Raw genomic sequence first — 14,163 nt, forward strand, 5'->3', positions numbered from 1 at the left:
CCGTTGGGTATCAGGTTTCCCGCGTTATCGTTAACGACCTTCGCGAGCAAGCTCGCTCCTACACGGGCGGCATCAGGCTTGGCGCTGGTGCTTGTCGATTTGCTCGTGGCGCTCTTGGGCTTCGATGCAGTACTTGGTGGTCGGGCTGATCAGCAGGCGCTTGAGGCCGATAGGCTCGCCGCTGTCATCGCACCAGCCGAAGGAGTCTTCCTTGATACGGCCCAGGGCCTGCTCAAGTTGCGGCAGCATGCGCTGGTCGCGGTCGATGGCATTCACCAGCCAGGTGCGCTCTTCTTCGACAGAAGCGGCGTCAGCCGGGTCAGCCGGGGTGTCCAGGCTTTCGATGGCGATGCGGTTCTGCTCGATGCGCTCGTGGTGTTCCACTTTCATGTCTTGCAACAACTGCTCGAAAAAAGCGTGCTGCTCGGCATTCATGTAGTCATCCGCCGGCATGGCCAGCAACTTTTCCTTTGTCATTGATTTCTCTATAAAAAATACGTGCATTAAGGCGAATAAGGGAGCGTTCCGGCCGACCTCAGCAGGTCTCGGAAAGGCGCCGTCCATTTCAAGCGCCACCCGGCACTCAATTTACGAGGGGCGGCAGTCTAAGGCCGACTTGAGGGCTCAGCAACTGAAATGACAGGCATTTTTTCCAAGATAACCCGCAAAGGCACCAGGACGGGCTCGGCGAACGGTCATCGGAGTGCGTTTATAGCAAGAAATTCAGTGTTGTGGAGCTATATAGAAGACAAACGGTTAAACGTTGGTGGCAAAACGCCTATGTGGGAGCCGGGCTTGCCCGCGATGCAGGCGACTCGGTCTGGAAGATTGACCGAGTTGATGCTATCGCAGGCAAGCCAGCTCCCACATTTGATCTGTGTAAGTTTCAGGACCGTGTTAGCGCTTGAGTTTGCGCTTGTTGCGATACTGGTCGATCACCACCGCCACCACGATGATCAGGCCCTTGATGATGTCCTGGATGTACGCATCCACGCCGACGAAGGTAAACCCGCTGGCCATCACCCCGAGGATCAGCGCGCCGATCACGGTTCCGGTGATGCGCCCTACTCCGCCTGCCAGGCTGGTGCCGCCGATCACCGCTGCGGCAATCGCGTCCAGCTCATAGGACATGCCCATGCCCGCCTGCCCGGTGGCAGCCCGTGCCGAGGCCACTACACCGGCCAGGCCGGCCAGCAAGCCGGCGATGCTGTAGACGATGATCAGGTGGCGCTTGACGTTGATCCCCGAGGTGCGCGCCGCCTGCATGTTGCCGCCAATGGCGTAGGTGTATTTGCCGTATTTGGTGTAGCGCAGGGCGATATGGAATATCACCGCCACCACCAGGAAGATCACCACCGGCATCGCGCCGTGGCCGATCGCCGTGTAGGAATCCGAGAGCATGCTCACCGGCTGACCTTCGGTGTAGTAACGCGCCAGGCCACGGGCCGAGACCATCATGCCGAGGGTCGCAATAAACGGTGGAATCCCGGTGACCGCGATAATGCTGCCGTTGATTGCCCCCGCCAGCAGCCCCACACCCAGCCCCATCGCCACCGGTATCCACACCGGCAGGTCAGTCAATGACGGAAACACCGCACGGGAAAAGTCGGAAGTCTGCGCCAGACTGGCGGCGATCATCGCCGACAAGGCCAGTACCGAGCCCGAGGACAGGTCGATACCGGTGGTGATGATCACCTGGGTCACGCCAATCGCCAGCAGGCCGATGATCGACACTTGCAGGATCATCAACACCAGGCGCTGGGAGTTCATCAGGAAGCTCTGGTCGCGCACGATCCAGCCGAACAACTCAAACACCAGGCCGATGCCAATCAGCACCAGCAGGATGCTCAGCTCGGTGGGCATGCGTCGACGGTGCTTGACCGGCGCCGCGGCGGGCTTCTTTTCCTCGGGTTTGCTTTCCAGTATCGCGTTCATAACCACTCACCTTTTTTTATCGCGTTGCGCCGGCCGCAACGGGCCGGCGCCGTCTGTTCGTTAGTGGACCGCCGTCATACCGGAAGCCAGTTGCATGACTTTTTCCTGGGTCGCATCGCTGCGATCCAGGGTGCCCATCAGTTCGCCTTCGTGCATCACCATCACCCGGTCGCTCATGCCCAACACCTCCGGCAGCTCCGAGGAAATCATGATCACGGCCATGCCTTCGCTGGCCAGGTAGGAAATCAGCCGGTAGATCTCGGCCTTGGCCCCCACGTCGATACCGCGAGTGGGTTCGTCGAGGATCAGCAGCCGCGGGTTGGTCATCAGCCAGCGGGCCAACAGGGCTTTTTGCTGGTTGCCACCGGACAAGGTGTCGATGCACTGCTCCAGCGACGGGGTTTTCACCCGCAGCTTGGTGCACATGTCTTCGCACAGGGCCCGCAGGGCTTTTTGCTGGATGAAGCCGTTGCCGGAGTAAAGCGGCAGCACGGCCATCTCCATGTTTTCCAGGACCGACAGGCACGGGAACAGACCACTGAGCTTGCGGTCTTCGGTCAGCAGCGCGAAGCCCTTCTCAATGGCCATGTGTGGGTCGGTGATGCGCACGGTCTTGCCGTCCAGCTGGATCTCGCCACCGGAGCTTGGAGTGATGCCAAAAATGGTTTCGGCCACATTGGTACGACCGGAGCCCATCAACCCGGCGATGCCGAGAATCTCCCCGGCGTGCAGGTCAAACGACACGCCCTGGAATACTCCGTCCAGGCGCAGGTCGCGCACCGACAGCAGCAGATCACCGATGGGTTTGTCGCGCACCGGGAACAGCTGGCTCAGCTCACGCCCCACCATCATCGAGATCAGGCTGTCGCTGTCCATGCTGTCGGCCCGTTGCAGGCCGATGTACGCACCATCGCGGAACACCGCCACCTCATCGGCGATGGCGAACACTTCGTTCATTTTATGGGTGATGTAGATGATGCCTTTGCCCTGGGACTTAAGGTCGGCAATGATCGAAAACAGGTGGGCCACTTCCTTGTCGGTAATCGCCGAGGTGGGCTCATCCATGATCAGGATGTCTGAGTCATAGGACACGGCCTTGGCAATCTCGACCATCTGCCGCTCGGCGATGCTCAGGTTGCCGACGTGTTCTTCCGGGTCTAGGTTGATCCGCAGCCGCGCCAGCAGTTCGGCGGTGCAGCGGTGCATTTCCCGGTGGTTGACCATGTGCAGGCCGTTGAGCTGTTCGCGGCCGATCCAGATGTTCTCGGCGATGCTCATGTGCGGCATCAGGTTGAGTTCCTGGTGGATCATCGCGATGCCGGCTTTCTGCGCCGCCAGCGGTGTCTCAAACACAATCGGCTTGCCCCGCAGGCGGATTTCACCAGCGTCGGGCTGATAGATGCCGGCGATGATCTTCATCAGCGTCGACTTGCCCGCGCCGTTCTCTCCCATCAGCGCCAGCACCGAACCGGGGCGCACCCGCAGTTGCACATCGGCCAAGGCCACGACGCCGGGAAAGCCTTTGCTGATGTTGGAGATCTCCAGCAGATAGGGTTCTTCCAGTACCAGGGGCTGGATACCGGGAGGCTGGGAAGCAGTCGCTTGAGCAAACATATCGGGTACTCCGTCAGCAGGGCCGCCGTGGCTGCCCTGCCGGTTTATTGTTGTTATTAAGGGCTACTTGAAGTCTTTGACGTTGTCCGGGGTGATCAGCTTGAACGGGATCACCACGTTCTGCTCGACCGGCTCGTGCCTGGCCATCTTGCGTGCCGCTTCCACCGAGCCCACGGCCTGGCCGTTGGCATCCTGGAACGCCGAGGCGGCCATGTCACCCTTGGTAATCGCGTTCAGGCCGTCCGGCGTGCCATCCACCCCCGCGATCAACACGGTGCCCGGCTTGGTCCCCGCCGACTTCAACGCCATGGACGCACCGATCGCCATCTCATCGTTGTTGGCCAGCACCGCGTTGAATTCACGGCCCTGGGTCAGCCAGTCGTTGACCAGGGTCATGCCCTTGTCACGCAGCCAGATGCCGGTCTGTTCCTGCTCGATCTTGATGTCCGGGTATTTGGCCAGCACTTCCTTAACACCCTTGGTGCGGTTGGTGGTGGAGTTGTTCGCCAGGTCACCCAACAGGATCACGATCTTGCCCTTGCCGCCGAGCTTTTCGGCGATGTACTGCATTTGCAGGCGACCCGCCTCGACGTCATTGGAGGTCACGGCCACGATGCCTTTGGGCAGATCCGTCTGGTCGGGACGACGGTTGACGTACACCAGCGGAATGCCCGCTGCGAGGGCCGCTTTACTGATATTGGCGGTAGACGCCGTGTCGACCGGGTTGACGATGATGGCGTCGACTTTCTGGCTGATAAAGTTCTCGACCTGGCTCAGTTGCTTGACCACGTCGGCGCGGGCGTCTTCGAACTGCAACTGCACGCCGTCACCCTTGGGGTAGGACTTGGCTTGCTTGTCCATGTCCTCGCGCAGGTAAGTCAGGAAGGTGTCATCGAACGCCGACATGCTCACGCCCACCTTGATATCGGCCGCCGTGGCGAAACCACTGGCGAGCATCATGGAAAGGGCCAGCGCGGTAAAACGGATCGGGGTCTTCATGAACGGTCTGTCTCCAATTTCTTGTTGGTTTTGTGGACGTTGCGTTTTTCAGAGCGAAGCGGTCGGCAGTCGAACGATCGGCGCCCCCGGAATGCAGCACACCAGGGAACCCTTGCTTTCGACGCACAGGACATTCAGGAGGGAGAAGTAAAACGGCCGGGCGCGGGGCAGACCGCGAGGCTTGAGGGCAGGACGTAAAACTCGCAGTACAGCGTTGAAGATTTTCATCTGACGGTACCTGGTTGTTTTGATCTTGTTTTTGTCGAGTCGCCCGAATCGGGTCCGAACGTACTTTATGCAACCTGGAATGACTTTATTGGAAAATAATTTCCATATCAACCTGTTTTAGAATTTTATTCTATTTTTCATCTGTGAGCCTCCACAGCCGCCATTTCCACCACCTGCTGACGCTCGGAACTCAGGCGCGCCGCGTCCAGTACACGGGTGGTTGCCAGCGCATCCAGGACGTTCACCGGCAACTCGCCATGACCGTGCACGGCGCTTTGCAACTGACTGTAGAACTGATTCCAGCGGCCCTTTTCCGACGGCACCCGCTCACGATCCGGACCTTGCTCAAACCAGCCCCAGCGTCGGTGTTCTTCGGCGCCCCAGTGCTCGCCTTCGGTTTTCGGGGTCTTGCCGGCCAGCAGCGCGTCTTCCTGACCGTCCAGCCCTTCGACGGTATAACAACCGGCGGTGCCGTTCACCCGAAAACGCGGGGCCTGGCTGTTTTGCAGGGCACTGCCCCACAGGTGCGAAATCACCCCGTTGGTGTGGGTCAGCGATACAAAGAAGCCGTGATCCACGTTGGGCTCATCGGCGGTGTAGTGCAACTGCGCGAACACCCGGTCCACCGGGCCGAACAGCTGCATGGCCTGGTCCACCAGATGGCTGCCCAGGTCCCGCAGGAATCCGCCGCCGCTGGCGTTGCCCACGGAGCCCGGGTTGTAGCGCTCCACGCGGGATTCAAAGCGGGTGACGGTACCCAGGGCACCGGCGTCGATCAGTTTGCGCAGGGTCAGGAAGTCCGAATCCCAGCGGCGATTCTGATAGACGCTAAGCAGCACGCCCTGCCGCTCGGCGGCGGTAATCAAGGCCTGGGCCTGTTCGGCATTGCTGGCGAAGGGTTTGTCGCTGACCACCGCCACACCGTGTTCAATGGCCTCCAGCACCAGCGCCGGACGGCCCTTGAGGGTGGTGGAGATCACCAGCACGTCGACACCGGCTTCGGTGATCTGCCCGATACTGTCGAAGGCCTTCACTCCGGGGTGATCCGTCGCCAGTTGCTGGCGACGTTCGGGTGACCGTGTCACCACGCCGACAAAGGTCGCCCCCGGCAGGCTGGCTATCAGGGGTGCATGAAATACACGGCCACCTTTGCCGTATCCAACCAGTCCGATTCGCATAAAAATACTCCTTGGTTAATTGTGGCGAGGGAGCTTGCTCCCGCTCGACTGCGTAGCAGTCGCAAGCTTTTGGGGGCGCTTCGCCCCCCAGCGGGAGCAAGCTCCCTCGCCACAGAGCAAGCCACCACGATCTAACAGCAAAGTTCGCGGGTAACCCGCTCCAGCATCATCCGGTTGGATTCATCCGGCCGGTCTTCCCAGGCAAACACCGACACCGTGGCGATGCCGTCGAACTTGATTTCCCGCAGGGTGCCGAAAAACGCCTCCCAGTTGACCTCGCCCTGGCCGATGTCCAGGTGCTGGTGCACGGTGGCAGTCACGCCCGGCGGGTTGACGATGTAACGCAGGTTGGACGAAGCGCGGTGGTTGTAAGTGTCGGCGATGATCAAGTGGCTGAGCTTGGAGCCCGCGTACTTGAGCATCGAGGCGATATCGCCCTTGCCGTCGTCGTAGAAGAAGGTGTGCGGCGCGGCATAGAGGTAGTTGATCCAGTCACGGTCTAGGCCGCGAATGATGTCCACCGACTCGTTGTTGCGCTCGCAGAAGTCGTACGGGTGGGCCTGGATATCCAGCTTGACGCCTTCGCGTTCGAACTCCGGTATCAGCTCGTCCATGGAACGCATGAACTGGTTTTCACACACCAGCGGGTTGTCCGACTGGCCAGTGAATTCGGTGTTGACCAGCTCGCAGTCCATTTCCACGGCGATCTGGATCGCGCGTTTCCAGTTGCGTACGGCGGCAACCCGCAGGCCTTCGTCGGCGGCGGCCCAGTGGTACATGGGCAGCAGGGATGAAAGTTGCACGCCGGCGTCGCTCAGGGCCTTGCGAAACTCCTTGATGCGCGCCCGGTCGACCCGGGCGGCCTTGTAGAAAGGCAGGAAGTCTTCCCGGGGCGAGAGTTCGATGTGCTGGTAGCCGAGCTCGGCGGCCTTGTCGACCATTTGGCCGAGAGGCAGGTGGCGGTACATGTAGGGGTCTAGGGCGATGCGCATGCTTGAGATCTCCCGAATTTGAGGTAGGAACTCGGTCAAATGTGGGGGCGGGCTTGCTCGCGAAGGCGGTTTTTCAGTCGACATTTGCATTGACTGACCCACCGCATTCGCGAGCAAGCCCGCTCCCACACTGACTGCGTTCCATCAGTGAGGGTTGTGGTTAGCCGTAGAAATGCGGACGCTCTGGCAGCCCCACCTTCACAATCTGCCCACTGTTCTGCGCCTCAATGCACGCATCCGCCGCCACCGCCGCCGCAAAACCATCCCACGCCGACGGCCCACCCACTTGCCCTGCCCTTACGCCGTCGATAAACGCCTGCAACTCAACGTCATACGCCGCGATAAACCGGTCTTTCCAATCCATCAGGATCGCGTTGGACAGCTTGGCCCCGCTGCGCATCTGCACCTGGGACGGCTCCGGCAATTTCGCAATACCGGTCTCCCCCACCACTTCGCACTGAATGTCGTAGCCGTACTGGCAGTTCACAAACACTTCCACATCGATGCGCGTGCCCTTGGCGGTTTCCAGCAGCACGATCTGCGGGTCACGCAGATGGGCCAATGCCTTGCTCGATTTACGCGGGAACACCACTTGCACCGACACATAGTCATCGGCCAGCAACCAGCGCAACACATCCAGCTCATGGATCAAGGTGTCGGTGATCGCCATGTCGGTCTTGTAGTTCTCACCCACCGTCGGGTTGCGGTGAGCGCAGTGCAGCATCAACGGCTCGCCGATCTGGCCGCTGTCGATCACGGCTTTCAAGGCGCGATAGCCCTGGTCATACGGGCGCATGAAACCCACCTGCACCAGGCGCTTGCCGTGGGCCACTTCGGCCTCGACGATCTTGCGGCAGCCTTCGGCAGTCACCGCCAGCGGCTTCTCGCAGAACACCGGTTTGCCGGCGGCAATCGCCGCCAAAACAAATTCTTCGTGGCTCGGGCCCCAGGAGGTCACCAGCACTGCCTCGACTTGCGGCGAGTTGATCAGCGCGTGGCCGTCCGGATACACCTCGGCGGTGAGTTTCAGGTCCGAGACGACCTTGGCAGCCTGCTCAAGGTTGATGTCGGTCACGGCCACTACCTGGCTGTTGAGCAAGGTCTGGCTGCAACGACGAATGTGATCCTGGCCAATGGCGCCAGTACCGATAACACCCAACTTCAAAGACATGAAAACACTCCTCTTGTTATTAGTACTGCCGGGCCTTGGCCAAGCGTTCATTGAGTTGTTTGGCCACCGCGTCGGTGCGCTCGCTGGTGGACACCTGCGCCACACCGACTCGCCACCACGACAGGTATTTGTGGATCATGGTTTTCGGCAGGACCTTGATATCAATCAGCGTCGACACCGTTTGCGTGCGCGCATCGGCCAGCGCCGCCTGCAGCTGCTCCACGGTGTTGACCTTGTAGGTCTTGCAGCCATAGGCCGCCGCGCTCATGGCAAAGTCCACCGGTACAAAACCACCGTCGAGCTTGCCGGTCTCGGGATTGCGGAAGCGAAACTCGGTGCCGAAGCTGTCCATGCCGTGTTCCATCTGCAAATTGTTGATGCAGCCAAAGGTCATGTTGTCCAGCAGCACCACGTTGATCTTGCGCCGCTCCTGGATCGAGGTGGCCAGCTCCGAGTGCAGCATCATGTAGGAGCCGTCGCCCACCAGTGCGTACACCTCGCGCTCCGGCTCGGCCAGCTTGACGCCTAACGCGGCGTTGACCTCGTAACCCATGCACGAATAGCCATATTCGACGTGGTAAGTGTTCACGCCCTTGCTACGCCAGCTGCGCTGCAAGTCACCGGGCAAGCTACCCGCGGCGGCGACGATGATTGCGTCGTCGGCCAGGGTGTCGTTGAGCACACCGAGTACGCGGCTTTGGGTCAGGCAGGAACCGGTCAGCTCGATGAATTCACGCAGCACCGCCGGGTCCATGTGGTCATGGATTTCCGGGACGAAGTTTTCAGTCTGGTATTCGGCCTGGTAGATGCGATCGACCTCGACGTCCAATTGCGCCTTGGCATCCCGTGGTTGATCGCCCCAGTTGGAACGGTAGTCGCCCAAGGCTTCAGCCAGAGCTTCCAGGCCGACCTTGGCATCCGCCAACAACTGCACGCCATCGAGTTTCAGTGCGTCGCACGGGCTGATATTGAGGTTGAGAAACTGCACCTCGGGATGCTTGAACAGTGACTTCGACGAGGTGGTGAAATCGGTATAGCGCGTGCCGATACCAATGATCAGGTCGGCCTCCGGTGCCAGCAGGTTCGCCGCCAGGCAGCCGGTTTCACCGAGGCCGCCGAGGTTCAGCGGATGGCTTGAAACCACCGCACTCTTGCCCGCCTGGGTTTCCGCGAAAGGAATGTCGAAGCGCTCGGCAAAGGCTTGCAGCGCGGCATTCGCGCCGGAGTATTTGACCCCGCCGCCACACACGATCAGCGGCTTGCGCTTGCCCTTGAACGCCGCCACGGCATCCCCCAGCATCGCTTCGGTCGCCGGGCGACGGTCGATACGGTGCACGCGTTTTTGCAGGAAGTAATCCGGGTAATCCCAGGCTTCACCCTGCACGTCCTGCGGCAACGCCAGGGTCACGGCGCCGGTTTCCGCCGGGTCGGTGAGCACGCGCATAGCGTGAATCGCCGCCGTCATCAGCTGTTCCGGGCGGTTGATGCGGTCCCAGTATTTGCTGACCGCACGAAACGCGTCGTTGGTGCTGATGCTCAAGTCGTGGAACTGCTCGATCTGTTGCAGTACCGGATCGGGCTGGCGACTGGCGTAGACATCACCGGGCAACAGCAGCAGCGGAATCCGGTTGGCCGTCGCGGTCGCCGCAGCGGTCAACATATTCGCCGCGCCCGGCCCTACCGAAGAGCTGCACGCGTAGATCTTGCGGCGCAGGTGCTGCTTGGAAAAACCAATCGCTGCGTGGGCCATGCCTTGCTCGTTGCGGCCCTGATGCACCACCAGGTCGCCGCTGTCCTGCTCCAGGGCCTGGCCCAGGCCCAGCACATTACCGTGGCCGAAAATCGTGAAAATACCGGCGACAAACTTGCTTTGCACACCATCGACTTCGATGTACTGGTTATCCAGAAACTTCACCAGGGCCTGGGCCATGGTCAATCGGGTTGTGGTCATGGGGTGCCCCTTATCGTTTCTGCAGGTGGGCGATACTCGCCCCCAACGCCTGCTTGATATCTGCCAGGCCGTGCACGCTTTCGGCGAACGGTTCGAACGACAGGTAACCGCTGTAGCCGGTGCTGAGCAAGGTGTCGATCTGCGCGGTATTGCCGAGGATATCGCCTTCTCCCACCAGCACGCGGTGACCGTCGCGGATCGAGTTCAGCGGTGCGTCGGCATCTTCCACGCCGGAGATGTGCACCAGCCCGGTCAGCTCGGGGAAGAACTCATGTTCGCTGGCCAGGTGGTGGTGGAACGTGTCATGCACCACGCGGAACACATCCAGGCCACCGATGGCCTTGATCGCATCCACCGCCACGCGCTTGCGGCGCAGGGAGCATTCTTCAAACCCCAGGGGTTCGACAAAACCGAGAATCCCGTATTCCCGCAGGATCGGCGCCAGTTCGCTCAATGCCGTGCGCAAACCGGCTGCACGCTGGGCTTCGCTGCGCGGGTCGGCGCGGTCGTTCAACGGGCACATCACCAACGCCTGCGCACCGCATTCGCGGGCATAGGCGGCCAACTTGATGGCCTGGGCGCGGCGCTCGTCATTCCACACGTCGAACGGGTACAGCGCGTTGATCGACAGCACGGTGATGCCGTGCACCGCGCACAATTCACGCACGCGGCTGGGGGGAGTACCGTCTTCAATCTCGATGCCCTTGAGGTCGTTGCGGATCTCGATGGCGTCGCATTTCAGGGTCACCGCCAGCTGGATAAAGTCCGGCAGGGAAAGGCTGGGGGCGACCATGCGGTTCAGGGCAAAACGTAGAGGCGACTTCATTATTGTTGTGCTCCACACTCGAAAAAGTTACTTGGCGGTTGGCATGCTGAATTCAGGGCCCTTGGCGATGCTGTCAGGCCAGCGTTGCATCACGCTTTTGTAGCGGCTGTAGAAACGAATGCCTTCTTCACCGTAGGCGTGGTGGTCGCCGAACAGCGAGCGCTTCCAGCCACCAAACGAATGCCAGGCCATCGGCACCGGAATCGGCACGTTGATGCCGACCATGCCGACCTTGATGGTGCGGGCAAAGGCGCGGGCGATGCCGCCGTCGCTGGTGAAACACGACACGCCGTTGCCGAACTCATGGGCGTTGATCAAGGCCACGGCGCTGGCAAAATCCGCCACCCGCACAATGCCCAGCACCGGCCCGAAGATCTCTTGCTGGTAGATGCTCATCTCGGTGGTGACGTTATCGAACAAGGTCGCGCCGACGAAGAAGCCGCCCTCCGCGCCCGGTACCTTGAAGCCACGACCGTCGACGATCAGCTTCGCGCCCTGGGCCACGCCTTGGTCGATAAAACCTTCAACCTTGGCCTTGTGCTCGGCGGTGACCAACGGCCCCATTTCGCTGTCTTTCTGCATGCCGTTGCCGACCTTCAACTGGTCGATACGCGGCAGCAGTTTTTCGATCAACTTGTCACCGACATCACCCACCACCACGGCAATCGAGATTGCCATGCAGCGCTCGCCGGCCGAGCCGTAAGCCGCGCCGATCAAGGCGTCTGCCGCCTGATCCAGGTCGGCGTCCGGCATCACGATCATATGGTTCTTCGCCCCGCCCAGCGCCTGCACACGCTTGCCGCGCTGAGTGGCCTGCTGGTGGATGTACTCGGCAATTGGCGTGGAGCCAACAAACGAAATCGCCTCGATGTCCGGGTGCTGCAACAGGCCGTCGACCGCGCTCTTGTCGCCCTGCACCACGTTGAACACACCGTCGGGCAGCCCGGCTTCGGTCAACAGTCGGGCCATCAGCAAACTGGCGGACGGGTCGCGCTCGGACGGCTTGAGGATGAAGCAGTTACCGGTGGCCAGTGCGATCGGGATCATCCACAGCGGCACCATCACCGGGAAGTTGAACGGGGTAATGCCGGCGCACACGCCCAGTGGCTGGCGCAGGTTCCAGTTGTCGATGCCGCCGCCGATGTTGTCACTGAAATCGGTTTTCAGCAGGTTAGGCGCGCCACAGGCGTACTCGACGATCTCGATGCCGCGAGTGACTTCGCCCTTGGCGTCGGAGAACACTTTGCCGTGTTCCCGACTGATGATTTCCGCCAATTCGTCATGGTGCTGGTCGAGCAATTCCTTGAACTTGAACAGCACCCGCGAACGGCGCAGGGACGATTGCTCGGACCACGCGGGGAAGGCTTTCAGTGCCGACGCGACGGCTTCATCGACGGTCTTCTGGCTGGCCAACCCGACGCGGGCCTGGACTTCGCCGGTGGCCGGGTTGAACACATTGCTGAAGCGCTCACTGCCGCTGTCCTGCACCTGGCCGTTGATGTAATGGCCGATTACCGGGGCGTTGCTCATTGTTCTTGTTCTCCGTCGAAAGTGCTTAAAGATCCAGCAGCCAACTGTGCTGCGGGTCGTTATGGAAGTGCCAGGCGCGCTTGGGGCCGGCCATCACGTTCAGGTAGTAAGACTCGTAGCCATACGGGACGCTGACCGGGTGATACCCCTTGGGCACCACCACCAGATCGCTGTTTTCCACGGCCATGGCCTGGTCGATGCTGCGGTCGTCGGTGTAGACCCGCTGGAACACAAAGCCCTGGGGCGGGTTGATCTGGTGGTAATAGGTTTCTTCGAGAAAGCTCTGGTGCGGCAAGTCGTCGGTGTCGTGCTTGTGGGGCGGGTAGCTCGACGAGTGACCGGAGGGCGTGCGCACTTCCACCACCAGCAGCGAATGAGCGGGCTCGCTGTCGGGCAGGATGTCGCACACATAGCGGGTGTTGGCGCCCTTGCCGCGTACGCTGCGCTTGCATTGCTCGGGGCGGATCAGGCGTGGCGCCAGGCCTGCATCGGTTGAGCCGGGAGCGGCGCAGACGGCGATCTGCACGTCGCTCAACGCGGTGACCTGGGCGTCGGTGCCCGGTGGCAGGTAGGCGGCGAAGGGAGATTTATCTTCGAAGACCGAGTGGCGATCACCGAGGTTTTCCCAGTTGAAGCCTTCGCCCTGGATATTCACCCGGCCGCTGAGCAGTACCAGGCACAGCTCTTTATCACCGGCCGTCACGGGCAAAGTTTCGCCCAGGCTCAGACGGTAGGCGGCGAAGCCCACATATTCCAGGCGCCCTTCTTCCAGGGCGACCATGGTTTGCCCGCGTTTGCTGCTTTTGACCAACAGGCTCATTGTCCAATCCTCTCATTGAGAAGCGCGCGCAGCGTGTCGTAGCCCTTCTTCGCATAGATGTAGCTCGGCGCCACGGCGGGATCCTGTTCCGCCTCCACCACCAGCCAGCCCTTGTAATTGGCGGCGAGCAGCACGTCCAGCAATGCGGCGAAGTCGATATCACCGTCACCGGGCACGGTGAAGGTGCCGTTGACGATGCAGTCCGGGAAGCTCCACATCTGGTTGCGCGCCAGTTGCACCACCGGTTTGCGCACGTCCTTGAAGTGCACGTGGCAGATGCGGTCGATGTGCTTGCGCAGCACCTCGATGGGTTCGCCGCCGCCCATGTAGCAGTGGCCCGAGTCGAACAGCAGGCCGACTTCCGGGCCGGTGCGGCGCATCAGTTGGTCGATGTCGTCCGGGGATTCGACGTAGGCGCCCATATGGTGGTGGTACGCCAGGCGCACGCCCTGGGACAGGGTGAAGCGCGCCAGTTCGGTGAGTTTGTCGGCGTATTCCTGCCAGGCCTGTTCGCTGTGGAAACGCGGGCGCTCCATCAGGCGCACCGGCGAACCCTGGATCGAATCGGCGACTTCGCCGTACACCAACACGCTGGCGCCGTTTTCGCGAAGCAGTTCGACGTGGCTGGCGATGGCTTCGATTTCTTCCGCCACCGAGCGCCGGGCCAGGCGGCTGGAGTACCAGCCGGAGACCAGCGCGAGGTCATACGGGCGCAAGACATCGCCAACGCCTTTGGCGTCCTTGGGGAATTTGCCGTTGAGTTCGAAACCTTCATAGCCGATGTCCTTGCCTTCGCTGAGGGCTGTGCTCAACGGCGTTTCGCCGCCCAGGGCCGGCAGGTCGTCGTTGCTCCAGGAGATCGGGTTGATGCCAATTCGGATAGCGGGCATGGCTGCACCTATTATTGTTTTTCAGATAA

General features: G+C 61.1%; 12 protein-coding genes. All 12 read right to left on the minus strand.

Features of this window, described 5'->3' with window-relative positions; genetic code table 11:
- Positions 1 to 72: 72 nt before the first annotated feature.
- The gene (locus HBJ59_RS13620) at positions 73 to 477 is read right to left on the minus strand and encodes a TraR/DksA C4-type zinc finger protein (RefSeq protein WP_010173153.1); all 405 of its coding nucleotides are present in this window, start codon (positions 475 to 477) and stop codon (positions 73 to 75) included.
- Between the two features lie 420 nt (positions 478 to 897).
- Positions 898 to 1,935 (minus strand): ABC transporter permease, encoded by a 1,038-nt coding sequence (locus HBJ59_RS13625; protein WP_003214704.1) that lies wholly within the window; start codon positions 1,933 to 1,935, stop codon positions 898 to 900.
- Positions 1,936 to 1,995: 60 nt separating this feature from the next.
- Entirely contained in the window at positions 1,996 to 3,549 is a 1,554-nt protein-coding gene (locus tag HBJ59_RS13630; protein WP_167663847.1) for a sugar ABC transporter ATP-binding protein, read from the minus strand.
- A 63-nt stretch (positions 3,550 to 3,612) separates the two neighbouring features.
- Positions 3,613 to 4,548: a sugar ABC transporter substrate-binding protein gene (locus HBJ59_RS13635; protein ID WP_010173158.1), complete on the minus strand. Its 936-nt coding sequence runs from the start codon at positions 4,546 to 4,548 to the stop codon at positions 3,613 to 3,615.
- A gap of 365 nt (positions 4,549 to 4,913) precedes the next feature.
- Positions 4,914 to 5,954, minus strand: a complete 1,041-nt coding sequence (locus HBJ59_RS13640) for a Gfo/Idh/MocA family oxidoreductase (protein WP_167663848.1) — start codon at positions 5,952 to 5,954, stop codon at positions 4,914 to 4,916.
- A gap of 131 nt (positions 5,955 to 6,085) precedes the next feature.
- Positions 6,086 to 6,946 carry a sugar phosphate isomerase/epimerase family protein gene (locus HBJ59_RS13645; protein ID WP_167663849.1) on the minus strand — a complete coding sequence of 287 codons (861 nt, stop codon included), beginning with the start codon at positions 6,944 to 6,946 and terminating at the stop codon, positions 6,086 to 6,088.
- 160 nt (positions 6,947 to 7,106) lie between these two features.
- Positions 7,107 to 8,117 carry a Gfo/Idh/MocA family protein gene (locus tag HBJ59_RS13650; protein ID WP_167663850.1) on the minus strand — a complete coding sequence of 337 codons (1,011 nt, stop codon included), beginning with the start codon at positions 8,115 to 8,117 and terminating at the stop codon, positions 7,107 to 7,109.
- A gap of 19 nt (positions 8,118 to 8,136) precedes the next feature.
- Complete coding sequence (gene iolD, locus HBJ59_RS13655; RefSeq protein ID WP_167663851.1) at positions 8,137 to 10,068, minus strand: 3D-(3,5/4)-trihydroxycyclohexane-1,2-dione acylhydrolase (decyclizing); 1,932 nt, start codon at positions 10,066 to 10,068, stop codon at positions 8,137 to 8,139.
- A gap of 10 nt (positions 10,069 to 10,078) precedes the next feature.
- Positions 10,079 to 10,894: a TIM barrel protein gene (locus HBJ59_RS13660; RefSeq protein ID WP_167663852.1), complete on the minus strand. Its 816-nt coding sequence runs from the start codon at positions 10,892 to 10,894 to the stop codon at positions 10,079 to 10,081.
- Positions 10,895 to 10,921: 27 nt separating this feature from the next.
- The gene (locus HBJ59_RS13665) at positions 10,922 to 12,424 is read right to left on the minus strand and encodes a CoA-acylating methylmalonate-semialdehyde dehydrogenase (RefSeq protein WP_167663853.1); all 1,503 of its coding nucleotides are present in this window, start codon (positions 12,422 to 12,424) and stop codon (positions 10,922 to 10,924) included.
- Between the two features lie 25 nt (positions 12,425 to 12,449).
- The gene (gene iolB, locus HBJ59_RS13670; protein ID WP_167663854.1) at positions 12,450 to 13,244 is read right to left on the minus strand and encodes a 5-deoxy-glucuronate isomerase; all 795 of its coding nucleotides are present in this window, start codon (positions 13,242 to 13,244) and stop codon (positions 12,450 to 12,452) included.
- Positions 13,241 to 14,134 carry a myo-inosose-2 dehydratase gene (gene iolE, locus HBJ59_RS13675; protein WP_167663855.1) on the minus strand — a complete coding sequence of 298 codons (894 nt, stop codon included), beginning with the start codon at positions 14,132 to 14,134 and terminating at the stop codon, positions 13,241 to 13,243. The genes iolB and iolE overlap by 4 nt, the downstream gene beginning before the upstream one ends.
- Positions 14,135 to 14,163 lie beyond the last annotated feature (29 nt).

Source organism: Pseudomonas sp. AN3A02 (assembly GCF_011765255.1).
GTDB lineage: Bacteria > Pseudomonadota > Gammaproteobacteria > Pseudomonadales > Pseudomonadaceae > Aquipseudomonas.

Coding starts and splice junctions, on each gene's coding strand:
- HBJ59_RS13620 (WP_010173153.1), bottom strand. CDS start 477: ATGACAAAGGAAAAGTTGCTGGCCATGCCGGCGGATGACTACATGAAT.
- HBJ59_RS13625 (WP_003214704.1), bottom strand. CDS start 1,935: ATGAACGCGATACTGGAAAGCAAACCCGAGGAAAAGAAGCCCGCCGCG.
- HBJ59_RS13630 (WP_167663847.1), bottom strand. CDS start 3,549: ATGTTTGCTCAAGCGACTGCTTCCCAGCCTCCCGGTATCCAGCCCCTG.
- HBJ59_RS13635 (WP_010173158.1), bottom strand. CDS start 4,548: ATGAAGACCCCGATCCGTTTTACCGCGCTGGCCCTTTCCATGATGCTC.
- HBJ59_RS13640 (WP_167663848.1), bottom strand. CDS start 5,954: ATGCGAATCGGACTGGTTGGATACGGCAAAGGTGGCCGTGTATTTCAT.
- HBJ59_RS13645 (WP_167663849.1), bottom strand. CDS start 6,946: ATGCGCATCGCCCTAGACCCCTACATGTACCGCCACCTGCCTCTCGGC.
- HBJ59_RS13650 (WP_167663850.1), bottom strand. CDS start 8,117: ATGTCTTTGAAGTTGGGTGTTATCGGTACTGGCGCCATTGGCCAGGAT.
- iolD (WP_167663851.1), bottom strand. CDS start 10,068: ATGACCACAACCCGATTGACCATGGCCCAGGCCCTGGTGAAGTTTCTG.
- HBJ59_RS13660 (WP_167663852.1), bottom strand. CDS start 10,894: ATGAAGTCGCCTCTACGTTTTGCCCTGAACCGCATGGTCGCCCCCAGC.
- HBJ59_RS13665 (WP_167663853.1), bottom strand. CDS start 12,424: ATGAGCAACGCCCCGGTAATCGGCCATTACATCAACGGCCAGGTGCAG.
- iolB (WP_167663854.1), bottom strand. CDS start 13,244: ATGAGCCTGTTGGTCAAAAGCAGCAAACGCGGGCAAACCATGGTCGCC.
- iolE (WP_167663855.1), bottom strand. CDS start 14,134: ATGCCCGCTATCCGAATTGGCATCAACCCGATCTCCTGGAGCAACGAC.